The organism is Bacteroides sp. AF39-16AC, assembly GCF_003602735.1.
In the GTDB taxonomy this organism is placed as follows: domain Bacteria; phylum Bacteroidota; class Bacteroidia; order Bacteroidales; family Bacteroidaceae; genus Bacteroides; species Bacteroides uniformis.
Map to the genome: position 1 here is coordinate 74,841 of NZ_QTLN01000012.1, position 23,322 is coordinate 98,162.

The window sequence follows — 23,322 nt, forward strand, 5'->3', positions numbered from 1 at the left end:
TATTGCGCCATGTTTAACCCCCCAATTAAAACTTTAAGGTTATGATTATCGGAGTACCTAAAGAAATCAAGAACAACGAGAACCGCGTGGGCATGACCCCTGCCGGAGTAGCCGAATTGGTGAAAAAAGGTCATACGGTGTATGTGCAGGCCACAGCAGGCGTAAACAGCGGTTTCTCCGACGATGACTACATCGCCGTAGGTGCAAAGACTTTACCGACCATTGAAGACACGTATGCCGCAGCCGACATGATTGTCAAGGTAAAGGAACCTATTGCACCGGAGTACAAACTGATTAAAAAGGAACAAGTGGTATTTACCTATTTCCACTTTGCAGCCGATAAATTGCTGACCGAAGCCATGATTGAAAGTGGTGCCGTCTGCATCGCCTACGAAACCGTGGAAAAAGAAGACCGTTCACTTCCGCTGCTTACCCCCATGAGCGAGGTGGCAGGACGTATGGCTACCCAAGTAGGAGCCCGCTTCCTTGAAAAGCCACAAGGCGGCAAGGGAAAACTGATGGGCGGAGTAACGGGCGTACGTCCCGCACGCGTACTTATCCTTGGAGGTGGTATCGTGGGCACCAATGCCGCACAGATAGCTGCCGGAATGGGTGCCGAGGTACTGATTGCCGACATCAACCTTCCCCGCCTGCGCTACCTGAGTGAAGTGATGCCGAAAAACGTAAAGACACTCTATTCTTCCACCCATAACATCAAGATGGAATTGCCGAACATCGACTTGGTAATCGGTTCCGTCCTCATCCCCGGTGACAAGGCCCCACACCTCATCACCAGCGAAATGCTGAAGATGATGAAACCCGGTACGGTACTCGTAGACGTAGCCATCGACCAGGGCGGTTGTTTCGAAACCTCCCACCCCACCACGCACAGCGACCCTACCTACATTGTGGACGGAATTGTACACTACGCCGTTGCCAATATCCCCGGCGCCGTACCCTTCACCTCCACCATGGCACTGACAAATGCCACCCTGCCCTACACTGTTTCCCTGGCATGTAAAGGCTGGAGACAAGCCTGCAAGGACGACTCGGCTCTGGCGCAAGGATTGAACGTAGTGGAAGGCAAAGTAACATACAAAGCTGTAGCCGACGTCTTCGGGCTGAAATATGAGGCGATTGAGTTATAAGTTATAAGTTATAAGTTATAAGTGATGAGTGATTTGTTGGTATTTTCCTTTCAGCATGGTAGCGCAGCACAATTACCAACAAATCACTCATCACTCATAACTCCCCCCCAACAAAGAATCCTTCTTCCTCGCATACTCCCACCACATAGCGAGCAGTGTGATGCAGAGGTTGAAAATAAACGGAAATTCCTTGGAATTAGTGTGGAACAAGGTCTGAAAGAAGTCTGTAATGAACGGGGACAATAGAATCGCCAGATAATTCATTACCATTACAAAGGCCAGTGCCAAAGTTGTTTTTTCCGGTATAGCCGTATCTACTGTCTCGTCATAAATCAGCGGTTGAATGACACCATATCCCAAACCAACCAACATACATCCCGGTATTATCAGCCATTCTTTAGGCGAAATCCATATCAAAAGCAAACCCGCTGCAATGGACAAAAGGCTGTAAAACTTTGTGTGTTTCCCCATCCACTTCACGATATGCCCCAGGAAGAAACCCGGAGCCATAATGGCAAGGAAGAATAAGGAGATCATCAATCCGGAATTTCCGCTGGAGAAGTGATGGGCCTCCATCAAAAAAGGCAAGTCAAAAGTAACCGCCAGCACTACATACGTAGTGACGCCATAAAACAGCATCAACTGTAGCAGATGGCGGACATGGATGCCGTATTTACCGGGAATCGCACGCTTGGATTCCTCCGGAACAACGGTAGCCGTATCTTCTGTTTTCTGCGGCTGACCGGTATCTCCCTTCAAATACCCGACAAGCAGCAGAGAAACCAACGGAAGCAGATATACCACGAAAGGCAAGTGCCAGTTTACCTCTGCCAGATACCCAGTCACCGCCGTTGCCACAACCAGCGTCACATTGGTGATGGCAGAACTGTAACCAAACTGCTTTACCCTATACTCCCCCGTGAAATAGCGTGAAACCAGACCGGTGGACAACGGAATAATCACCCCCGAACCGATGCCAAGCAAAGCGCTGACCACCATCAACTGCCACATTTTATCCGAAAAAAGATAAAGTACCCCACTGGTGGCAAACATCCAAAGCCCCGCTTTCAGCAGACGCACAAAGTCACGTTTCTCGGCCAGCTTGCCCGCCAACAGCACAAAAGGAATTATCAGCAGCGAAGGCAGGGAGGTAAGCATCTGTATATCCAGTTCTGTGGCATGTGGAAAAATGGTAGTAAGTTGTCCCAAAATAGGTGATACGGCCAATCCCGGCAAGGAAGTCAATGCAGAGACTGACCAAATGCCGACAAGCGTGATAAGGGGGATTGTACCCCTTCCGGTATTGATTTTCATATAGTAGTATATTAATTAAATGAATAATGTGGGAACAACAAACCTACCTTCAGAATGTTCGTTTTTTAAGATTTTACTACGCTGCCCTTTAATAAACGCCAAATAATGCAAAACCCCGGAACTTTCATCCGCAAACCCCGTTGTTGTGGGAAATTCGACGGGGAAAAGCCCCGCCGCCTAAACCTTTAAAAAAATTATTAATATGGAAGATTTGAATTTCAGAAAAGGAGATGCAAAAACTGAAGTATTCGGTTCAAACCGTATGTTACAACCCTCACCCGTAGAAAAGATTCCCGACGGACCTACTACCCCGGAAATCGCCTATCAGATGGTGAAAGACGAGACCTTCGCCCAAACGCAGCCTCGCTTGAATCTGGCTACATTCGTCACTACCTATATGGACGAATATGCAACCAAGCTGATGAACGAAGCCATCAACATCAACTACATTGACGAGACCGAATACCCGCGCATCGCCGTAATGAACGGTAAATGTATCAACATCGTGGCCAACCTCTGGAACTCTCCTGAAAAAGAAACCTGGAAAACCGGCGCACTTGCCATCGGTTCCTCGGAGGCATGTATGCTGGGTGGTGTGGCAGCCTGGTTGCGCTGGCGCAAGAAACGTCAGGCACAAGGCAAACCATTCGACAAACCCAACTTCGTTATTTCAACCGGTTTCCAGGTGGTATGGGAAAAATTCGCCCAATTGTGGCAGATTGAAATGCGTGAAGTGCCTTTGACACTCGACAAGACCACGCTCGACCCCGAAGAAGCCTTGAAAATGTGTGATGAGAACACCATCTGTATCGTGCCTATCCAAGGCGTTACATGGACAGGACTGAACGATGACGTCGAAGCCCTCGACAAAGCCCTCGATGCCTACAATGCGAAGACCGGCTACGACATTCCTATCCACGTAGATGCCGCCAGCGGTGGTTTCATCCTCCCGTTCCTCTATCCCGAAAAGAAATGGGACTTCCGTCTGAAGTGGGTACTCTCCATCAGCGTCAGCGGACACAAATTCGGTCTGGTTTATCCGGGTCTGGGCTGGGTTTGCTGGAAAGGCAAGGAATATCTGCCCGAAGAAATGTCATTCAGCGTAAACTACCTCGGTGCCAACATTACTCAGGTAGGCCTGAACTTCTCCCGTCCTGCCGCACAGATTCTGGGTCAATATTACCAGTTCATCCGTTTGGGATTCCAGGGTTACAAGGAAGTACAGTACAACTCTCTGACCATCGCCAAGTATATCCATGACGAAATCGGCAAGATGGCTCCGTTCGTAAACTATTCCGACGAAGTTGTGAACCCGCTGTTCATCTGGTACTTGAAACCGGAATATGCAAGAGCTGCCAAATGGACTCTGTATGACCTGCAGGACAAGTTGTCACAGCACGGCTGGATGGTACCCGCCTATACACTGCCTTCAAAACTGGAAGACTACGTCGTTATGCGTGTCGTTGTCCGCCAGGGATTCAGCCGCGACATGGCAGACATGCTGTTGGGTGACATCAAGAATGCCATCACCGAACTGGAGAAACTGGACTATCCGACGCCTACCCGTATGGCACAGGAAAAGAACCTGCCGGTGGAAACCAAAATATTCAACCACGGATGCCGTACTCATAAAAAATAAATTAATTTACGATTAAACGATTTACGATGTACGATTAGAGTTTCTCTTGATACGGACTACGTTTAAAGGAGTAATTTCAATCGTAAATCGTACATCGTCTAATCGTACATCACAACGTGTTTATGGAAAAGAAAATATCAATTTCACAAATAAAGGAGGTTGCCCAAGAAGCCTACAATGAGGTGAAGGGCAGCACAGGAGGCAAGAATGCGGATTATATTCCCTACCTTGCCAACATAGACTCCAAACTATTCGGACTCAGCATCTGCCTGATGAACGGGCAGACCATCAATATAGGTGACACAGACTATCGTTTCGGTATAGAGTCCGTCTCGAAGGTACACACAGCCATCCTTATCCTGCGCCAATACGGTGCGCAGAAAGTGCTGGACATGATAGGTGCCGATGCCACGGGACTACCGTTCAACTCCATCATCGCCATCTTGCTGGAAAACGACCACCCTTCCACTCCATTGGTAAATGCCGGTGCCATTTCCGCCTGTTCCATGGTACAGCCAGTGGGAAACTCCGACAAGAAATGGGATGCCATTGTACAGAATGTCACTGAGCTGTGCGGCTCCGCCCCACAACTCATCGACGAACTGTACAAATCGGAAACGGCTACCAACTTCAACAACCGCTCCATTGCCTGGCTGCTGAAAAACTACAACCGCATCTACGATGATCCGGACATGGCTCTCGACCTCTATACTCGCCAGTGTTCTCTCGGCATCACGGCCCAGCAACTGGGCATTGCCGCAGGAACCATCGCCAATAACGGTGTGAACCCCGTCACCAAACAAACGGTGTTCGAAGCCAGCCTGGCACCGAAAATCACGTCGATGATTTCTACCGTAGGCTTCTACGAGCATTCGGGCGACTGGATGTACACCGCCGGCATACCGGCCAAAAGCGGTGTAGGCGGTGGTGTAATGGCCGTATTGCCCGGTGTCATGGGAGTATCGGCCTTCGCTCCTCCCCTAGACGAAGCGGGAAACTCCGTAAAGGCCCAATCGGCAATCAAGTTCATCATGAACAAGCTCGGCCTGGGTGTATTCAACGGTGATAACGTAACGATTACAGAATAAGTTTCTCTTTTTAGTTATGAGTTATAGGTTATGAGTTATTTGTTGGTAGGCACCGTAATCAGCAAATGACTTATAACTCATAACTTATGACTTTATAATGGACTTCATCATGAAAATGGCTCTATCAGAATTTGTATTGCGGGAAAAAGGTATCTATGGCATACTGCATGTCATTATATTGATACTGTCGCTATTTTTAGTTATCAGCATCTCTGTCGACACGTTCAAGGGGATCCCCTTTTACGAACAGTCGGTCTACATGAAAGTACAGTTGTGGATATGCGCCCTGTTCCTGGCAGATTTTGTATTGGAATGGTTCCTGGCAGAGAAGAAGGGTCACTACGTGGCCACGCATTTCATTTTCCTGCTGGTAGCTATACCCTATCAAAACATCATTGCCTATATGGGATGGACTTTCTCACCCGAGATAACCTATATGCTGCGTTTCATCCCATTGGTGCGGGGTGGTTACGCCATGGCTATCGTGGTGGGTTGGCTGACGTACAACCGCGCATCGGGACTGTTCGTTTCCTACCTTACCATGTTGCTGGCCACTGTCTATTTTTCCAGTCTGGCCTTTTATGTCATGGAGCATGGTCCCAATCCTTTAGTTAAAGGATATGGAGACGCCTTATGGTGGGCATTTATGGATGTGACGACGGTGGGTTCCAATATCATAGCAGTCACTCCCACCGGACGGGTACTGTCTGTACTGCTGGCTGCGCTGGGCATGATGATGTTCCCTATCTTTACAGTGTATGTAACGAGCCTAGTCGAACGGCGCAATAAGGAAAAAGAAGAGTTCTACAAGAAAGTTGCACAGAAGCCCGCGCCCAAAGCCGACGCTTCCTGAATAGTTAAAACCGGAACTTTCACTTATCCGTTGGGAACAACTCTCCCCAAGTGTTGTTATAGACGCTGATTTTGAATATATTTTTCATCTAAAACCTTAACTTATGGCAAATATTAAACAAACAGTGAAGCTGGGTGTATTTACCCTGGCAATCATGAATGTGACGGCAGTAGTATCCCTACGTGGACTTCCTGCCGAGGCCGTGTACGGAATGAGTTCGGCCTTCTACTACTTATTTGCAGCCATTGTTTTTCTGATTCCGACGTCACTTGTCGCCGCGGAACTGGCTGCCATGTTTCAAGACAAGCAAGGCGGTGTGTTCCGCTGGGTGGGCGAAGCCTACGGAAAAAAACTGGGCTTCCTTGCCATCTGGGTACAATGGATTGAAAGTACAATCTGGTATCCTACCGTATTGACATTCGGTGCCGTATCCATTGCTTTCATCGGCATGAACGACGTACACGACATGTCACTGGCCAATAACAAGTATTACTCGCTCGTTGTTGTCCTCATCATCTACTGGCTGGCTACGTTCATCTCCATGAAGGGCATGAGCTGGGTAGGTAAAGTGGCAAAGGTCGGCGGCCTGGTCGGGACTATTATCCCTGCCGCACTGCTGATTATCCTGGGTATTATCTACCTTGCCACCGGCGGACACTCCAACCTGGATTTCCACAGCAGCTTCTTCCCCGACTTGACGAACTTCGACAACGTGGTGCTTGCTGCCAGTATCTTCCTCTTCTATGCCGGTATGGAAATGGGCGGTATCCACGTAAAAGACGTGAACAATCCCTCCAAGAATTATCCGAAGGCAGTGTTCATCGGTGCGGCCATTACGGTTATCATCTTCGTGCTCGGTACTTTCTCACTGGGCATCATCATCCCGGCCAAAGACATCAGTCTGACACAGAGTCTGCTTGTAGGCTTCGATAACTATTTCCATTACATCCGCGCCTCCTGGCTGTCACCCATCATCGCCATTGCTCTGGCATTCGGGGTGCTGGCAGGTGTATTGACATGGGTTGCCGGTCCGTCCAAAGGTATCTTTGCCGTAGGAAAAGCAGGCTACATGCCTCCGTTCTTCCAGAAGACAAACAAACTGGGTGTACAGAAGAACATCCTTTATGTACAAGGCGGTGCAGTAACCGTATTGAGCCTTCTGTTCGTAGTCATGCCTTCCGTACAGAGTTTCTACCAGATTCTGTCACAGTTGACCGTAGTCCTCTATCTTATCATGTATATGCTGATGTTCTCCGGAGCCATCGTGCTGCGTTATAAGATGAAGAAGCTGAACCGTCCGTTCCGTATCGGCAAGAATGGCAACGGATTGATGTGGCTCATCGGTGGTCTTGGTTTCTGCGGGTCATTGCTGGCATTCGTATTGAGCTTTATCCCACCCAGCCAGATTTCAACAGGCAGCAACACTGTATGGTTCTCCGTGCTCATCATCGGTGCGCTGATTGTAGTCATTGCCCCATTCATTATTTATGCTTCCAAGAAACCGTCCTGGGTTGACCCGAACAGTAGCTTTGAACCGTTCCATTGGGAAGAGCAACCTGCTGTGCAGACAGCCGGTAAAAGTGCAACAAATATGGCTACCGGTAGCGCCACTGCCAGCAGCAATGGCACAAGTAATTCCGCCACAAGTGGAAATACGGCAAAAGACACAACCAATATCCCCAAAGGATAAAAGGTTATAAGTTGAAACTAAAAAAGGAATATCCCCGAAATCACCGGGAATATTCCTTTTTTATTGTTATATGATACCAGAAGAGGGAATATTCAGAAATCCAATTCCTGCATTCTCTCCCACGCCCTTCTGCTCTCCTCCACCAACTCTTGCATGACCGACGCCACAGACTGCACTCCCTTTCCATGCAGCAAGGCAGATACCTGCCCTATTTCCAGTTCCCCTTCTTCCAAGTCACCTTCAAAAATACCACGTTTGGCACGGCCACGCCCTAAAAGGATACGAAGTTCTTCCTCTGAAGCTCCCACAGCCTCAGCAGCCTCTACGGCGCTGCGAAAGTTATTGCGCACCAGACGCACCGGAGCCAATTTCTTCAAAAGCAGACGGGTATCCCCTTCTTCCAAATGCAAGCAGTAATCCTTAAATACCTCGTTTGCAGAACTCTCTGCCGTCAAGGCAAAGCGTGTACCAATCTGCACACCTTCCGCACCCAGCACCCGGGCAGCCAGCATGGCCTCACCCGTTGCAATGCCACCGGCGGCAATCAGCGGAAGTGTAGTAACTGCACGTACAGCTGGTATCAGGCACAGGGTGGTAGTCTCCTCCCTCCCATTGTGCCCACCGGCTTCGAAGCCTTCGGCAACTATTGCATCAACACCCGCCTCTTCTGCCTTCACGGCAAAACGCGAGGACGAAACAACATGCACCACCGTGATGCCACGCTCGTGCAACCAACCAGTCCATTTCTTCGGGCTGCCGGCAGATGTAAATACAATCTTCACTCCCTCGTCGGCCACAATCTGCATTATCTCTTCTATCTGGGGATACATCAAGGGAATATTCACACCAAAAGCATGATGCGTAGCCTCACGGCATTTCCTGATATGCTCCCGCAACGTTTCGGGATGCATCGAACCTGCGCCGAGCAAGCCCAGCCCTCCCGCATTGCTTACAGCAGCAGCAAGTCTCCAGCCGCTACACCACACCATGCCACCTTGAATTATCGGATATCTTATTCCAAATAGAGAAGTCACTCTGTTCATTATTACTTTTTTTAAAGGTTTACTAATGAAAACAAGAAGAGGAGAAAGAAAGTTCAAAATTTGACAAAAAGTGATAAATTACTGTTGTTCCAAAACAGTTATCGAATCTCCATACGCCTTCAATACTTCCAGCGTACGGGCACGGCGCTTGCGGCCTTTGAAATTCCAAAACTCACGGGTAAAAGGTGTCATCAGGTCTAAACCGGAAATTCCACCGCCACTGGCACCCTGCCAACCGCCCACAGCCATATTATTGGCCCGCTCCGTCACCCGGTAACGCAAACCGGTTGCTTCAATCTGCTCCACCGTCTCACGCGGACCGGCATCAAACGGATGTTTAGCCCAGTTCGTAGGAATCATCAGAATCTTAAGCGCATAGAATTCATCTCCTCGCCAAGTATCCTTGTCTACCTTGATTTTTTTCTGATAAATGGGGTCCCAATTATATTTGGTATTGGCTGTATAAGGACGTAAGGTAAGCACCACTTTTTTCTCGGGCGCTTTCGGCATGACGGGCAATGAATTATCAAAATCCATCCACGACTTGTCCATCACCGCTTTCGGAGTACCCAGAGAATTGTTCATTTCCAATTCCTGCAATACCTCCGGATTCAGTTTTACCTCCCCCTCGCCCTTCAGCAACCGGTTCAGCCTCAACGAGTCCTGAGGGGTCCAGTTTTGGGCATAGCAAGGGAAGGCTACTGCACAGAGCAGCCCCCAAACAAGTATAGATATCTTCACCTGACAGTTTTGATTACTTAATCCCTAAAAACATTTCACCACCACATATATCCGCTGCCACAAAGCGGTTCGTCATAGCAGGGATCAATCGTCCACATAGTCCGTGGATACTTACGGGTTTCCCACCAGCGGCGGTAGCGCGAAGCGGCATCCAGCACCTCTTCGTCCGAAAGGAAATAGATACCTTCATAATTCTCCGCATCCGTATGTACCATCTTGCATCCCATCGAAGCATTGTTCCCGAGGCGGATAGTCTCTACCGTCCACAGGATGCATTCGCCCAAACGCAGCTTGCCACCTGCCGAATAGGATACCGGAGCCAGGGGGAAAGAGGGAATGACCGTCAAGTCCTCGGCATACTTCAGCAATTCCTCTATATCTTCGGAAGTGAACTTGGGCATGTTACTCAATCCATCCGGACTTTGGGTAGAATATTTGCCAGCCTTCAACTGCTTGACAAACAAGTCTACATCCGGATGGTTGTAGTCCAACGTTTCTTTGCTGCAAGAGCCCAAAGAGAGAACAGAAAGAGTAAAGAATACGAGCAGCATAGTCTGCCCGAATATATGTAATTTATTGTATAGAGTCTTCATATTTGTATGGTATTTAAGATTAATAAGTCATGCGCACGCCGCACAACAGATTCAGATTGGTGGGCCGTTCCGTACGCAAGGTTCTTGTCTGCGAGTCCGTATCGAAATGATGGGATACAGACGGCTCTGCAAACAAGGCAAAACGGTTGTTCATTTTATAGCGTACCCCTACTCCGGCAGCAACCGACAACTGTACGGGCTCTGCACCGAAACCATTGTCCGGAGCACCTGCAATGCATTTCTCGGCTGCTCCACCTACCATAGCATAGAAATCCACTTTCGGCGTACTGGCCAGCATCATGTTCAGCCTTACCGGAATTCCCAGCGTATGCAACGTATGGTCACCATCCAAGCAATTATACTGAAGACCGGCTTCCAAGGAGAAATGCTTGTTCAAACAACGTTCCACGCTTACCCCGGCCGTGAACGGCATATGGAAATTCCCTTTCGGCAGGGAAGTGCCGATGCCTGCTTTCAATGCCCAATTACGGGGCTTGGATGGCGATACAGCCACAGACTTTGCCGGTTCTTCCTCAGAAGATGGCAGCATTCTATCTATATCAGCATCCTTATGGCCAGGATTTGAATGGTAGTTCCCGTTTCCGGCCGGAGTTCCGTTACTGTAATAACCGTTTCCCGGCTGCTGCTGGTTTCCGTACACCCGTTGGGTAATCCGGATGGAAACATGGACAGACACGGATTCATCCTCATCGGCCTGCGCCGTCAATCCTGCCGGAATGCCGTTGGCGGGATGCTGTGTACCGGGCTTTTGTGCCATGGGGTTGGCCTGATGGATAGAGGGAAAACTTTCCTGCACCACATCCCCGTTCAAGTTACCTTCCGGCGTCATGGCCGCCACTTGTGTAAAGGCCTCCTTGATTTCCTCTTTCGGAGAGAAATACCAGAAAGCGGCAGAAGCAGCTCCCAGTACAAATACAACAGAGGCGGCTGCGGCTACGCGGTGAAACCTCGGAGAAAGAAAAAGCGGCCTCCTGCCTTTTGCGGCAACCGGTGACGGCAAGTCACGTTGCAACCCTTCCCAGAAGTCCTCCCGCACTGTCATCTCTGCACCGGCAAGACGACTGCGGAACAAACCGGTTATTTCATCATTTTCTCTCATATTCAGTATATTCTTTAATTCTTTTTATCAACAAACACTTAGCACGATGCAACTGCGAGGTAGACGAATGCTCTTTGATGTGGAGGATTTCGGCTATTTCCTTGTGCGATTTCTCCTCAAAGACGTATAAGTTGAATACAGTACGGCATCCATCGGGAAGTTCCGCCACGAACGCCATCAGCATTTCTTCGGAAATACGGCCTCCGGTTTCGGCAATGCCTGCTTCATCCGGAATGTCGGGCAATTGTTCCTCATTCACCACCAGTTGGCTGAAACGTTGCTGTTTCCGCAGGTAGTCTATCGCCTGCGTCACCATTACCCTTGTCACCCAGGTACTCAATGCACATTCGCCACGGAAGGTGAAGTGGGTGAAAATTTTGATGAAGCCATCGTGCAATACGTCATGGGCCGCATCGACATCGCCCGTATAGCGGTAACATACCGCCAGCATCTGCTTGGAGTAGAGGGTGTATAATTCCTTTCGGGCGGAATCCTTTCCTGCCCGGCAGCCCTCAATCAGTTCTATCTCATTTTCCAATGTCAGTGCTCGTTTTACGGACGCCTCTTTGCGTCGTTTGTTAGTTAGACGCAGCATTGCGGAAAATGCTGCTGAATTAATTCTAAAAAGAAGTTAAAGAACGGAGATTATTTATATCTGGCTTTCAAAGCCTGTATTTGCTTGTCCAGCATCTCATCCAGTTTATCAAATTCATGCCAATACAGAAAACCGGGAACCATGTTGACGTAATTGATAAATTTCTTATACTGCACAAGAAACAAGGCCTGGTCCCGAAGACCGTCGCCACCGTCAAAAACATTCGCCCACTCCCTGGACATGGCAGCACTCATAAGAGCATCTGTTTTCGTTGCATAGTAATCACTGACATCCTTTTGTTTCCTGCCCAACTCAAAATAAGTCTGCAATACATCCTGCAACATACGTTTGTCCGGTATATACTGCATCAATGAAGAACCTTTCAGCACATCCAGCGCATCTGTCCTATAAGAAAATTCATCCATATTATTGAAAAACTTGCCATACTTCCACAGAGTATCTGTCGGTATCTTGGATACATCCATATCATGTTCCCTCAACAACAGACTCATGTGTATGTCAATATCCAACAAGTGCTTTATATTACGGAGCTCCTGCCTATTATATTCCAACTCTTCCGTTACCAACTGCATCGTAGCACGCACTTCCTTTTGGCGGGCATTCTCGGTAATCCGGTCATTTCCCCAGAAAGTGACAATGATGCCCGCAGCCACAATACTGAACTGGCGGAAATAATCACCTATGCGCCAACTTTTTATCTTATGGTTCAACCTATTAAAGCTTGTCTTTCCCATATCTTTTCATTCTAAATGATACTTTTTCTCAAGCGCTTGTATTGCCTCGTCTATACGTTTTCCCACACGTTCTACATAGTCCGGCGTAAAATAGTTCCGCGCTACCCTGACAAAGTTCCGTACCGACCTGTCCGACAAGTAAATATCCCACGCCTCATATCCTCCACGATTTATCTGGTCCGTCTGTTCGTCAGTCAATGCCAAATGGAAAGGAACCATAATTTCGTCCTTCATATCGTAATAGCCATTCATAGTCGCCCTAAATCCATCCAATACCTCATAGATTCCGGTCAACTGCAACAGTAGCTCTTTATCTGAAATCTTCTGCATCAACATGGAGTTTTTAAGTATATCCAATGCATTCTGACTATAATAAAAACTGCGGATATGCCCCATAAGAAAGCGGAACTGTATCAATGAATCTTCTGGTATCGTCCGATGCTTTAAGTCATACTCCACCAATAAGCTGGAAAGACGTTCATCCTCTCTAAACTCTGAAACGATACTCTCATAATTCTCCCGGTTGCTTTTCAGTTCATCCCTAATCAGCGACATGGTGGCTTGAATATCTTTCTTCTCGGAGTTTTGAGTAACCAACTCACTACCGGCAAAGGTAATCAGTACACCAATCACCACAATGGAAGTCTGCCGGATGTAGTCTCCCACTTGCCAACCTTTGACAGTTGTTTTTACTTTATTCCATGTTATGTTTTTCATATCTTCCTACGCTATTATCCATTACTCTGAAACACATCATCCGTTATAGCCAAACGCATCATCTATCCGTCCCCAACAGACCATCTGTTTCACCCCAATACACCATCTGTTTTTTCAGGAGTCATTACTCTGCTGGTTATCAAGAGAAAGCCTCTCATAAGTCTGCCGTAATGCAACATTCTTTATGAGAGGCTTTCCTTATTATTCTGCAATAATGCTTTCCGCCTTTGTCAACATGCTTTAAAGCTCATGTCCAATCCTTTCACAGAGTGCGTCAAAGCTCCTACGGAAATAAAATCCACACCGCATTCGGCATAGTCGCGGAGCGTATCAAACGTGATGCCGCCGGAAGATTCCGTTTCATAGCGGCCGCCTACCATCTCTACGGCCTTCTTTGTCATTGCCGGCGTAAAGTTGTCGAACATGATACGGTCTACACCACCCAAATCGAGCACTTGCTGCAATTCGTCGAAGTTGCGCACTTCTATTTCTATCTTGAGGTCCTTGCCTTTTCCCTTGCAATATTCCTTCGCACGGTTGATGGCCTTGTCGATGCCTCCCGCAAAGTCCACATGGTTGTCTTTCAGCAAAATCATATCGAACAAGCCGATACGGTGGTTTACGCCGCCACCGATTTTCACTGCCATTTTCTCGAGGATACGCATGCCCGGAGTAGTCTTGCGGGTATCAAGTACACGGGTATTCGTACCTTTCAGTTGCTCGGCATACTTATGTGTCATGGTGGCAATGCCACTCATGCGCTGCATGATGTTCAGCATCAGACGCTCCGTTTGCAACAAAGACTGTATCTTGCCTTCCACAATCATGGCCACATCGCCCGGCTTTACGGCTGTACCATCATTAATGAACACTTCCACCTTCATGGTAGGATCGAAACGGCGGAACACCTCCTTTGCTATCTCGATACCGGCCAGGATGCCCGGTTCTTTTATCAACAGTTTGGATTTGCCCATTGCCGTAGCAGGAATGCACGAAAGGGTTGTATGGTCTCCATCGCCTATATCTTCGGCGAAAGCCAGGTCTATCAGCCTGTCAATCAATTCTTCTTCCTTATTCATCTGTTTTATCTATCCTTATTTGATGTATGACATATTTGTTCTGTACTTTTCTGAAGAAACAATTCACCCGAAAGTTTCCATTTGCGGTCATCAAGGTACCGATGACGAAACCGGACTCATCGCGCTTCCCCTGATGGTTCACATTAAAACTGCCGACCTTGTGGTTGGAGAAGAAAGCAGCCATTGTGCCCTCTGCCGTCCGCTTGTCGGCGTGGGTCGACTTATTCTGAATGATTAAATCGACCTTGTCACCCAGATACTTGTTGAGCTCCTGAGAGTTTCCTTCCTTGAAGGCTCCAATCACTCCCTCGGGAACATTCTGAGCCAGCAGCACAGACGTCCAAATGAAGAGACCGGTCAACAAAAAGATTACCCGTTTTTTCATTTTCACAAGTATTTATGATAGGCAAAGGTAAGCATTTGTCTCAAAATACAATAAAAAAATGCTAAATTTGTGCGCTAATCAAAACAGAACCAGTATGAAAACTACTCTGCTCGTTGTAGGACGAACTGTAGAACAACACTTTATAACAGCCATCAACGACTATGTGCAACGTACCAAGCGTTATCTCTCATTCGAGATGGAAGTCATCCCCGAACTGAAAAACACCAAGAGTCTCTCCATGGAAGTGCAGAAGGAAAAGGAAGGGGAACTGATATTGAAAGCTCTCCAGCCGGGAGATGTGGTCGTACTGCTGGACGAAGGTGGAAAAGAAATGCGCTCCATAGAGTTTGCAGACTATATGAAGCGCAAGATGAATACCGTGAACAAACGGCTGGTATTTATTATCGGAGGCCCTTACGGATTCTCCCCCAAAGTGTACGAAGCGGCACACGAGAAGATGTCCCTCTCACGCATGACCTTTTCCCATCAGATGGTGCGCCTCATCTTTGTGGAGCAACTCTACCGGGCGATGACCATACTGAACGGGGGGCCGTATCATCATGAATGATGAATTTCAGCTCCGCGACACCTGGAATCCCTTATCCGAGAGTGACATTTCTACGAACCTGGCTCTCGGATTCGGTACATTCAGCGTCAAGGTCTCACGGATGCGCAGGGCTGCCTGCGGATCCTTAGCCACCATATACAGATAGCCTCCCCCACCGGCTCCCGGCAGTTTATATCCTAAGGTATAGTCTTTTATCTGACGGATGATGTCCTCTACGGCAGGAGGATTTGTTCCACTGTCCAGTGCCTTCTTCTGCATCCATGTCTTGCCTACCAGTGTTCCGAAACTCTTGAAGTCATTCCGTTGAATGGCTTCGGCCATATCCAAGGCATGTGCTTTCATCTCTTCTAATAACCCCAGGTGCAGGGAAGAGTTGAGGAACATGGAGCGTACTATTTCTGCAAGGATGCCCTTGGCTGTACGCGTAATGCCCGTATAATACAGCAGATGGCAATCGCGGTATTCCGGATGGGTAAACAAATGCTCGGGCAACCAGCGTACCAATGGCTGCTGGGCAAATCCAGCCTCCGTCTGCAACAGTTTGATGCCTTGCAGTACCCCACCGTATTGGTCTTGCCAACCGCCACCGGTCGTCAGCAACTGTTCCAGGGCAAGCGTACGGCGGCATATTTCGTTCTTATCCCACATCAGTCCGCAAAAGTCACTCAATGACCCCAAGACAGTAGAAGCCAAAATGGAGCTTGTGCCCAGACCGGAACCTGCAGGTATGGCAGAAAGCAATGTAATCTCTATACCTGTGCCGAAGGCTTCCAGTTGTTTTTCCAGCGAAGGATAAGCCGTTTCTGAAAAAGCCGGAACAAACCCGGCCAGCGCCAATGCTGCTTTGGGAATGGAAAAGGGGGAACCTATCATGCAATAGGATTGCAATTCCTCAAAAGTATTCACCACCTCCATGGCTCCCATATCAATGGAGCGCAACACGATGCGATGCTCCGCGCAAGGTTTGATGTACACTTGTAAAGGCGGCTGCCCGTTCAGTTCAATGGCAATATTCACCACACTCCCACCGGCAAACAAGGAGTAAGGCGGAGTGTCCGTCCATCCTCCCGCCATATCTATGCGTACGGGGCTACGCCCCCATACAATCTGGTCACTATACACATTCAGGCGAGGACTACTCTTGCGTTCATACAAATCAGTCAGCAATCCTTCGCGCAACAAGTTGAATGCGGCCTGCTCGTCTGCCTTGAAGTCCCTTCCGTCCAGCTTCTCAATCTGTGCACGCAGCATCCGGTTATGGATACGCTGCATCAGCGAGGCATCTGTCGGCAACACTTCCGGCTTGTCAATGCCGAATTTATGGAATTCACCGGCCACATCCATCAAGTCGAGTTGATAGAATACACTCTTTGCATGGTTGCGTGCCAGCACTTCCCAGTTTCCTTTGCAGAAGCTCTCCCGCTGTGCATACAGCAGACGCAAGTCGGCTTGTGCTGAAATTTCGTCGGCGGACAACCGACGACTTTCCAGCCAGACAGCCTTTCCTTCCGTCAAGCCCGGTTCGGAAACCATCCATCGAAGCACTGTCCCCATCTGCTCTTTATCTTCCACAACCGGGAAGATGGCAGCAGCCTGCAGGTCCTCTTTTCTGCCGGTGATGTCTTCCACCGACAATTCCCGTTCAGCCAGCCATTCCGAAAACGACATTCCAAGGAACAGTGTCTTTTCATCCCGAATATCCCCCTTAAAAGTATCGTCAAAACCATAGGGGCGTACTGCCCAGCGCTGGTCGGCAAGCGGAACTATATCAATGCAGATACCGTCTGGAATGGTCAGCCTCCAGTCATTCTTGGGAACACCCGTGATAATCTGCCGTGCCCCCAGCCGCCAAGAAGCCCCAACAAAGCTATTTTCAATCCAAAGACTGTCGTTCTTCGGAGTAAGGGGGAGATGCACTTCTGCATTCTGCACAAAGATGGCCGGATTGGGCTTCAACTTCCGGTGCATAATCTGGCGCTGGTCGTAGACCTTATTCTGTAAGGTGACGGTTGAAGACAACAGTTCGCGGCTTGTTCCATAATGGTAGAATTCGCCTCCGGGCAAAGGCAATATGGCGACGGAGAGGCTATTCAGCTCTTCATCCTCAATACGGGGATGATTTCCTAAGGACAAGCCAAAGTCAGCATACAAGTCATAGTATTTCAAGTCGGAATATGGCGTATCCACGTCCAAAGCCCCATCTGCCTTCTGCGAACGTTTCATCAGCAAGTCAACGGCCCGGTCGCTCAATAGCCAGATGCCGATATCCATTAAAAAGAGATGTGTCTTGGAGAGGTTTTCCAATTCTTCCAGAGAGGGTTTCTGAAGCATGAAATCCAAGGATTCCGGTTGATTCCGGTCCGAGATAAACACACCATGATGTGTGGCGAGCAACGGGTCTACCCACAGTCCATAGCACACCACATCTGCATCGGGAATCTCTTGAAGCGGCTTTTCCGCACGGATATATACGTCACCACTGGCAATCAGCGTACGCAGTCTTTCGGGAGCCCGCTCCATTATCTTTTCGTAAAGTGGGAGTTGAAGGGATAATAAATTCTGTCCCAGTTTTTGTCCACGCGCCCAGCGAAACACCGGAATCGGGGTCAATATCTTGCCCGACGGTGCATATCCCGGTAAACGACGGCTTTGTCCTCCGGCATGCAGCAGAATACGCTTCTCTATTGGAATGCTTTTCTCTGTTGGAATGCACTTTTCTGTTGGAATACGCTCCTCCGTCCAATACTTCCTATCCCGTTCCTTCTGCCATTCTCTCAAGAGCCAGGTAGTTCCCCCACCCGAGCCAAGTTTCATTCCCACCGGGTCGGAAGTACAAAACCATTCCGTACGGTCTACATTTTCCAGTTCATAGAATGCCGACACCAGATTAGGCGGCAAAGACAATAATTTCTGCATATCAATCGCTGTATTGCTTACTATTTGACAGCAAAGTAAAATAATATTAGGCAATTGACATAGAAAGTTTCAATTTATTTCTTTGGTATCAAGCTTGTGTTCCTTTACGGAAATACGACTGAGTATATAGGCGATTCATAAAGAATGGCTTTTCCAATCAAGTTCATTTTTAAAACAGAGAAAAGAATTGATTAAGAGTTAAGAAATTGTCGAAAGAGACATTATTAAAGATTCTTAGTAAATTTCTCAGTAATAAAAGATAGAAATACACACGAACAGATACAAACAATTTATAGCATGCAATACACGATACTAACAACATGTCGTGCAAGAAGTTAATAACGTGTCCTACAAAAAACAAATATCGTGTCCGCAGGATATTAACTTCCTGCAAACACGATATTAATTCGCTTTTACACAAAACTATACGAGGCTAACTACCTGCTGCAACAACCCCGACAATTCGAAAGTAGCATTCTTAATATCCGAAATCCGGTTCTTGCCTTCTGTCGTAAGAGAAAAACGCATCTGACGCTTATCTTCCTTACCTATCAGACGGGTAATGAGCTTCTTTCCCTCGACAGAGCGAATGACCTTTGAAGTGTTGGAGGCAGACAAACCCAGTGCCTCGGCTATCTCACTGGAGGTAAGCTTAGGAGTATTGAGCAGCGTGCACAACAGCATTCCTTCATTCAGCGATAAATCATACATCTGCGTAAACTGCACCTCGAACTCGGCAATAGCCCGATAAACATCACGGATTTTACATAAAGTCTCCATATCTTGTCCTCCTATATAAATAAGTTCACATTTGCCTTGTCCGCACGTTCCATATAGGTAGCCACGCCGCCGATGGTTACTTCATCCAGAAGTTCTTCGTGCTGGATGCCCATCATATCCATAGACATCTGGCAAGCAATGAATTCCACTCCCTGCGCCAATGCCTGCGAGCGCAACGACTCCAAAGAATCCACTCCCTTGCGCTTCATCAAGAAGCGCATCATGCGGCTGCCCATGCCAAACATATTCATCTGCGACAACTTCAGTTTCAAAGAGCTGGACGGCAGCATCATGCCGAACATCTTGCCGAAGAAGTCCTTCTGCACACTGGGTTTCTGCACTTTCTTCAAGACGTTCAGTCCCCAGAAGGTGAAGAAAATGGTTACTTTCTGTCCCGTTGCCGCTGCTCCGTTTGCTAGTACGAAGGTTGCCAGCGCTTTGTCCAGGTCGTCACTGAACAGAATCAGCGTCTTTCCCCTACCCCCGGCTGCGGAAACATTGGAAGCAGATGTACAAGCCGGAGCACCTTTCTCGATGACTACCGTATAGCGTCCTTTCTCGTCATGCTTCTCTATCAATTTATTTCCCGTCGTATCACACCAGGCAGAAGCATCGCGTGCAAAACCGGCATCGGTTGCCACAATCTCCACACGCTCGCCCACAGCAATGCTATCCATCGCCTTTTTCACCTGCATGATAGGTCCCGGACATTGCAAACCGCAAGCATTTATCTTCAACGTTTCCTTCTTGGACACTGATGCATCCGCAGGAACATCATCAGTAGCAGCCTCTACCGAAGAAGAAGAGCCGCCGCCTGCCGGAGCAGATGGAGACGGCAGAGGTGCTGTTGCCGTGGAGTAGGTCTTATAACCACCTATCAGATTGCGCACATTGCGATAGCCGCGCCCCATCAGGATGCGCAGGGACAGATAACCGCGCAGACCCACAGCACAGAAAAGCACTACCGGCTTGTCTGTAGGTATCTCTGCCAAATGCTCGCGCATTTCGTCCAACGGAATATTGACGGCTCCCGGAATGGTGCCGAAAGAGAATTCCTCGGGCGTACGGGTATCTATCAGCATCACTTTATCCTTCTCTTCTACCAGCTCGCGCCAAGAGATGACAGGCATAGCACCGCTGATAATGTTCGATGCTACATAGCCGCCAATAGCGATGGGGTCTTTGGCCGAGGAGAAAGGAGGCGCATACGTGTGCTCCGTCTCCATCAAGTCGTAGACTGTGCCACCCCGCTTGATGAGTCCGGCTATCTGGTCGATTCGCTTGTCCACTCCCTCGTAACCGATACATTGCGCACCATAGAGTTTACCGGTTTTGGGATGGAAAGTCAGTTTCAAGGTCAAAGGCAGGGCATCCGGATAGTAACCGGCATGAGATGCCGAGTGAGTCACCGAGCTTTGATATTCCATGCCCCACTGCTTCAAGCGTTTGGCTGCAAGGCCCGTAGAGGCTACCGTCATGTCGAATACTTTGGCAATGGAGGTGCCGATAGCTCCTTCGTAGGAAACAGTATTGCCAAACACCATATTATCAGCAACGATACGTCCCTGGCGGTTGGCAGGATTTGCCAGATAATTGAGCCAGGGCTTTCCGGTCAGCGGATGAGGATATTCGATGGCATCGCCCACAGCATAGATGTCTTTTTCGGAAGTCTCCAAGTGTTCGTCTACCCAGATACCGCCCATCTCGCCCAGTTTCAAGCCGGCTTGTTGCGCCAATGCAGTGGCAGGACGCACACCGATGGAGAGTAACACCATATCGGCAGGAATGGCCTTTCCGCTTTTCAGGAATACGGTGATTCCGTTGTCCGTACGCTTGAAGTGGGTTACGCCTTCTTCCAGATAGAGGGAGACACCTTTCTGCAACAGATGCTGATGAATAGGTGCCGCCATAGAGAAGTCGATAGGCGCCATCACCTGATTACCCATTTCGACTACAGACACATGAACACCGGCATGATGCAGGTTCTCCGCCATTTCCAATCCGATGAAACCGGCACCTACCACCACGGCGCGTTTCACCTGCTTGTCCGAGATATAAGCCTTGATATGGTCGGTATCTTCTACATTGCGCAACGTGAAGATGCCTTCGGAATTAATGCCTTCCAAGGGGGGCTTCACGGGGTTAGCACCGGGAGAAAGCAAAAGTTTGTCATAGCTTTCATCGTACTCCTTGCCTTCCGCATTGCGTATGGTAACGGTCTTGTTTTTGGGATGGATGGCGATTACTTCATTCTGCACACGCACATCAATGCGGAAGCGCTTGCCGAAAGATTCGGGTGTCTGTACCAACAGCTTCTCGCGCTCTGCTATCACTCCACCTATATAATAAGGTAAACCACAATTAGCATACGAGATGTAAGGGCCTTTCTCCAATAAAAGGATTTCAGCCATTTCGTCCACTCTTCTCAGTCGGGCGGCTGCCGTGGCTCCACCTGCTACACCGCCAATGATTACATATTTCATAATTCTTCGTTTTTTAAGTTTGATGATGCAAAGAAAAGAGTTATTTTCAATAAAACATAATTTCCAAAGGAAAATATTATTAAAAGACTCATTTTTAATAAGAATAGGCATAAAAAAACGGATTATTACAAGTTTTTACACCTATAATAATCCGTTCAGTATGCAAGTTTTTATAAGCTTACCAACCAAGCCGAGCAAGACCGACAGCACTATACCATGAAGTAGAACGATAAGCGGCATTAGCAGCTTGAGCAGCAGCAGAAGTGGCAGTGGAAGGTATATAATGGCTAACCCCATTTGCCCGCTTCATGGAGAACATACCAACAGACATCGAATAAATCATTGGCGTTTTTTTCCAACAGACAGAAGCTGCATCATATGCTTGCTTCCATTCATCCAAGACAACTTCATCCACAACAAGTTTTTCCATCATTTCTACGAAATCATAATAGCCTACATAATAAGACGATCCTACTTTACGCTGATCATAATCAAAGACCGATGACCGAAGAACTTCTCTATCTGCTGTCACTCCCGACAAAGCATTTGCTGTAGCAGCAGCTAAGTTCTCAAGCTCAGAAGATTTCAGCACATCTATAGCAGTGCCCATTGTCCAATTGCTATTACTTCCTATTTTTCCAGTATAAATTTCATCATAAGCAGCAAAAGTCCCAATAGCCATTTCTACCGCTGCACCTTTCTGAAATATAAATGGAAACATTCTATCATAGGCAGCACCTGGACCTGGATTCTCAGCAGGGAAACCAATATAGTAATCGCAACAATCACGCAACTCATACGCGACTTCCACCGACTGCATAAAGCAAGCATCAAACATAATAAAGTCAAAATGAGGGGCATTCTGTAATACCGATTTCAAGTCCTCAATATTCATATAATGCCCTCCTCCAGTCTTATCATTTCCTATCCAGCGAGTAGAAGGCAATGGAGTAGGTATCCATCCTTCCCCATGCGACCAATAAATCAAACCATAACTTTCCGCTTTATATAAAGAATTCCCAAACACATCATTGAATACCTCTTGCGTCTCAGCGACTCCGCACGAATTTCTATCTTCGTATTCTTTGACTATTGTTTCAACAACAGTACCACCTTTATTTTCAATTTCAATCAAACGAGGAAATCCCGTATCTATATACACCAATAAATGCATATCAGATGTATTATCAATTGAAGCCATCCCAGCTTTCAATTCCTCCAAATCCCCATCCGTAAAGCTAGCCAATGGATTTATACTATTATCCGCTGCCATATATACCAGCACAGTACGTTTCCCATCAACCGGAGGATCAGGCATCGGATCATCACCACGACACGCCGACATGAACAAGGGGAAAACGAAGAAAAAAAGAAGATATAGTTTTGTTTTCATACTTGAAATTTTATTCCTGCGGTTTTGTAAATGTGAAAGCCTCGGGCTTCACCACCTGCAAAACCATATTCTTACTCTTCTTATACTTGCCTTTTACCTTTACAGCCTCTTTTTCCAACTTTTTCCTGTTTTCAGAGAAATAAATCATGCAAGTATAGTCCGGCTTCTTCAGATTGTACTCCAGATAATTCTTGAGCTGGTAAGTGTATAAATCACGCTTGGGCAAAAATCCATTCTTATCCAGCTCTACGCTGTCCAATACCTGGATGTCTGTATAATATACGATGGAGTCATTGAAAGAAGCCGCCACACCAAAAGCATATACAGCCTTTTCCTTATCTTTCATTGTAAAAGCCGAGCACAACGCAAAAACCAAAGCTACGGCACAAAGTATACGAACGTATTTCATTGAGTTATGAGTT

The 23,322-nt window shown here is 47.8% G+C and carries 21 protein-coding genes; 6 read left to right on the forward strand and 15 right to left on the reverse strand.

Translation table 11 applies throughout. From position 1 onward, the window contains the following. Positions 1 to 41: 41 nt before the first annotated feature. Positions 42 to 1,148: an alanine dehydrogenase gene (gene ald, locus DW039_RS11640; protein WP_005832248.1), complete on the forward strand. Its 1,107-nt coding sequence runs from the start codon at positions 42 to 44 to the stop codon at positions 1,146 to 1,148. A gap of 90 nt (positions 1,149 to 1,238) precedes the next feature. Here ald and DW039_RS11645 read toward each other — a convergent pair whose 3' ends face one another. After that, on the reverse strand, positions 1,239 to 2,462 hold the full coding sequence (locus DW039_RS11645; RefSeq protein WP_117703154.1) for an MFS transporter: 1,224 nt from the start codon (positions 2,460 to 2,462) through the stop codon (positions 1,239 to 1,241). Between the two features lie 202 nt (positions 2,463 to 2,664). On the opposite strand from DW039_RS11645, the gene DW039_RS11650 reads away from it, so the two are divergent. The 4 genes from DW039_RS11650 (at position 2,665) to gadC (ending at position 7,732) form a co-directional block, all read left to right on the forward strand. Next, positions 2,665 to 4,101 (forward strand): glutamate decarboxylase, encoded by a 1,437-nt coding sequence (locus DW039_RS11650; RefSeq protein ID WP_005831197.1) that lies wholly within the window; start codon positions 2,665 to 2,667, stop codon positions 4,099 to 4,101. Between the two features lie 122 nt (positions 4,102 to 4,223). Next, entirely contained in the window at positions 4,224 to 5,189 is a 966-nt protein-coding gene (gene glsA / locus DW039_RS11655) for a glutaminase A (protein ID WP_005831199.1), read from the forward strand. Between the two features lie 109 nt (positions 5,190 to 5,298). After that, a complete protein-coding gene (locus tag DW039_RS11660; protein WP_005832258.1) occupies positions 5,299 to 6,042 on the forward strand; it encodes a potassium channel family protein in 744 nt (247 codons plus the stop codon). Between the two features lie 103 nt (positions 6,043 to 6,145). Next, complete coding sequence (gene gadC / locus DW039_RS11665) at positions 6,146 to 7,732, forward strand: putative glutamine/gamma-aminobutyrate antiporter GadC (RefSeq protein ID WP_005832260.1); 1,587 nt, start codon at positions 6,146 to 6,148, stop codon at positions 7,730 to 7,732. A gap of 92 nt (positions 7,733 to 7,824) precedes the next feature. Here the strand turns inward: gadC and DW039_RS11670 are convergent, their stop codons facing one another. The 9 genes from DW039_RS11670 to DW039_RS11710 form a co-directional block, all read right to left on the reverse strand. Next, positions 7,825 to 8,775, reverse strand: a complete 951-nt coding sequence (locus DW039_RS11670) for a nitronate monooxygenase family protein (protein ID WP_005831206.1) — start codon at positions 8,773 to 8,775, stop codon at positions 7,825 to 7,827. A gap of 78 nt (positions 8,776 to 8,853) precedes the next feature. Further along, positions 8,854 to 9,516, reverse strand: coding sequence for a DUF4858 domain-containing protein (locus DW039_RS11675; protein WP_016274375.1), 663 nt, complete (start codon positions 9,514 to 9,516; stop codon positions 8,854 to 8,856). A 35-nt stretch (positions 9,517 to 9,551) separates the two neighbouring features. Next, positions 9,552 to 10,109 (reverse strand): DUF4943 family protein, encoded by a 558-nt coding sequence (locus DW039_RS11680; protein ID WP_009038260.1) that lies wholly within the window; start codon positions 10,107 to 10,109, stop codon positions 9,552 to 9,554. Between the two features lie 19 nt (positions 10,110 to 10,128). Next, positions 10,129 to 11,229, reverse strand: coding sequence for an outer membrane beta-barrel protein (locus DW039_RS11685; protein WP_005832266.1), 1,101 nt, complete (start codon positions 11,227 to 11,229; stop codon positions 10,129 to 10,131). Continuing rightward, a complete protein-coding gene (locus DW039_RS11690; protein WP_005832268.1) occupies positions 11,216 to 11,824 on the reverse strand; it encodes an RNA polymerase sigma factor in 609 nt (202 codons plus the stop codon). Before DW039_RS11690 ends, DW039_RS11685 begins: the two co-directional genes overlap by 14 nt. Before the next feature lie 50 nt (positions 11,825 to 11,874). Next, positions 11,875 to 12,579, reverse strand: a complete 705-nt coding sequence (locus tag DW039_RS11695; RefSeq protein WP_120381970.1) for a hypothetical protein — start codon at positions 12,577 to 12,579, stop codon at positions 11,875 to 11,877. A gap of 6 nt (positions 12,580 to 12,585) precedes the next feature. Beyond that, complete coding sequence (locus DW039_RS11700; RefSeq protein ID WP_005831218.1) at positions 12,586 to 13,296, reverse strand: hypothetical protein; 711 nt, start codon at positions 13,294 to 13,296, stop codon at positions 12,586 to 12,588. Between the two features lie 230 nt (positions 13,297 to 13,526). Next, positions 13,527 to 14,375 carry a carboxylating nicotinate-nucleotide diphosphorylase gene (nadC, locus tag DW039_RS11705; protein ID WP_005831220.1) on the reverse strand — a complete coding sequence of 283 codons (849 nt, stop codon included), beginning with the start codon at positions 14,373 to 14,375 and terminating at the stop codon, positions 13,527 to 13,529. Continuing rightward, entirely contained in the window at positions 14,368 to 14,760 is a 393-nt protein-coding gene (locus DW039_RS11710) for a DUF4783 domain-containing protein (RefSeq protein ID WP_005832276.1), read from the reverse strand. The genes nadC and DW039_RS11710 overlap by 8 nt, the downstream gene beginning before the upstream one ends. Positions 14,761 to 14,854: 94 nt before the next feature. On the opposite strand from DW039_RS11710, the gene rlmH reads away from it, so the two are divergent. Beyond that, positions 14,855 to 15,328, forward strand: coding sequence for a 23S rRNA (pseudouridine(1915)-N(3))-methyltransferase RlmH (gene rlmH / locus DW039_RS11715; RefSeq protein ID WP_005831223.1), 474 nt, complete (start codon positions 14,855 to 14,857; stop codon positions 15,326 to 15,328). Between the two features lie 6 nt (positions 15,329 to 15,334). Here rlmH and DW039_RS11720 read toward each other — a convergent pair whose 3' ends face one another. The 5 genes from DW039_RS11720 to DW039_RS11740 form a co-directional block, all read right to left on the reverse strand. Then, complete coding sequence (locus tag DW039_RS11720; RefSeq protein WP_100054578.1) at positions 15,335 to 18,298, reverse strand: bifunctional fucokinase/fucose-1-phosphate guanylyltransferase; 2,964 nt, start codon at positions 18,296 to 18,298, stop codon at positions 15,335 to 15,337. A gap of 369 nt (positions 18,299 to 18,667) precedes the next feature. Then, positions 18,668 to 19,024 (reverse strand): MarR family transcriptional regulator, encoded by a 357-nt coding sequence (locus tag DW039_RS11725; protein WP_005831273.1) that lies wholly within the window; start codon positions 19,022 to 19,024, stop codon positions 18,668 to 18,670. Between the two features lie 11 nt (positions 19,025 to 19,035). Then, positions 19,036 to 21,507: an FAD-dependent oxidoreductase gene (locus tag DW039_RS11730; RefSeq protein ID WP_120381971.1), complete on the reverse strand. Its 2,472-nt coding sequence runs from the start codon at positions 21,505 to 21,507 to the stop codon at positions 19,036 to 19,038. A gap of 178 nt (positions 21,508 to 21,685) precedes the next feature. Next, positions 21,686 to 22,900, reverse strand: coding sequence for a clostripain-related cysteine peptidase (locus DW039_RS11735; protein WP_016274368.1), 1,215 nt, complete (start codon positions 22,898 to 22,900; stop codon positions 21,686 to 21,688). A gap of 10 nt (positions 22,901 to 22,910) precedes the next feature. Then, the gene (locus DW039_RS11740) at positions 22,911 to 23,309 is read right to left on the reverse strand and encodes a hypothetical protein (RefSeq protein WP_005832284.1); all 399 of its coding nucleotides are present in this window, start codon (positions 23,307 to 23,309) and stop codon (positions 22,911 to 22,913) included. Positions 23,310 to 23,322: the final 13 nt, after the last annotated feature.

Excerpts from the sequence above, each read along its gene's own strand:
- ald (WP_005832248.1), top strand. The coding sequence starts at position 42 with ATGATTATCGGAGTACCTAAAGAAATCAAGAACAACGAGAACCGCGTG.
- DW039_RS11645 (WP_117703154.1), bottom strand. The coding sequence starts at position 2,462 with ATGAAAATCAATACCGGAAGGGGTACAATCCCCCTTATCACGCTTGTC.
- DW039_RS11650 (WP_005831197.1), top strand. The coding sequence starts at position 2,665 with ATGGAAGATTTGAATTTCAGAAAAGGAGATGCAAAAACTGAAGTATTC.
- glsA (WP_005831199.1), top strand. The coding sequence starts at position 4,224 with ATGGAAAAGAAAATATCAATTTCACAAATAAAGGAGGTTGCCCAAGAA.
- DW039_RS11660 (WP_005832258.1), top strand. The coding sequence starts at position 5,299 with ATGAAAATGGCTCTATCAGAATTTGTATTGCGGGAAAAAGGTATCTAT.
- gadC (WP_005832260.1), top strand. The coding sequence starts at position 6,146 with ATGGCAAATATTAAACAAACAGTGAAGCTGGGTGTATTTACCCTGGCA.
- DW039_RS11670 (WP_005831206.1), bottom strand. The coding sequence starts at position 8,775 with ATGAACAGAGTGACTTCTCTATTTGGAATAAGATATCCGATAATTCAA.
- DW039_RS11680 (WP_009038260.1), bottom strand. The coding sequence starts at position 10,109 with ATGAAGACTCTATACAATAAATTACATATATTCGGGCAGACTATGCTG.
- DW039_RS11685 (WP_005832266.1), bottom strand. The coding sequence starts at position 11,229 with ATGAGAGAAAATGATGAAATAACCGGTTTGTTCCGCAGTCGTCTTGCC.
- DW039_RS11690 (WP_005832268.1), bottom strand. The coding sequence starts at position 11,824 with ATGCTGCGTCTAACTAACAAACGACGCAAAGAGGCGTCCGTAAAACGA.
- DW039_RS11695 (WP_120381970.1), bottom strand. The coding sequence starts at position 12,579 with ATGGGAAAGACAAGCTTTAATAGGTTGAACCATAAGATAAAAAGTTGG.
- DW039_RS11700 (WP_005831218.1), bottom strand. The coding sequence starts at position 13,296 with ATGAAAAACATAACATGGAATAAAGTAAAAACAACTGTCAAAGGTTGG.
- nadC (WP_005831220.1), bottom strand. The coding sequence starts at position 14,375 with ATGAATAAGGAAGAAGAATTGATTGACAGGCTGATAGACCTGGCTTTC.
- DW039_RS11710 (WP_005832276.1), bottom strand. The coding sequence starts at position 14,760 with ATGAAAAAACGGGTAATCTTTTTGTTGACCGGTCTCTTCATTTGGACG.
- rlmH (WP_005831223.1), top strand. The coding sequence starts at position 14,855 with ATGAAAACTACTCTGCTCGTTGTAGGACGAACTGTAGAACAACACTTT.
- DW039_RS11725 (WP_005831273.1), bottom strand. The coding sequence starts at position 19,024 with ATGGAGACTTTATGTAAAATCCGTGATGTTTATCGGGCTATTGCCGAG.
- DW039_RS11730 (WP_120381971.1), bottom strand. The coding sequence starts at position 21,507 with ATGAAATATGTAATCATTGGCGGTGTAGCAGGTGGAGCCACGGCAGCC.
- DW039_RS11735 (WP_016274368.1), bottom strand. The coding sequence starts at position 22,900 with ATGAAAACAAAACTATATCTTCTTTTTTTCTTCGTTTTCCCCTTGTTC.
- DW039_RS11740 (WP_005832284.1), bottom strand. The coding sequence starts at position 23,309 with ATGAAATACGTTCGTATACTTTGTGCCGTAGCTTTGGTTTTTGCGTTG.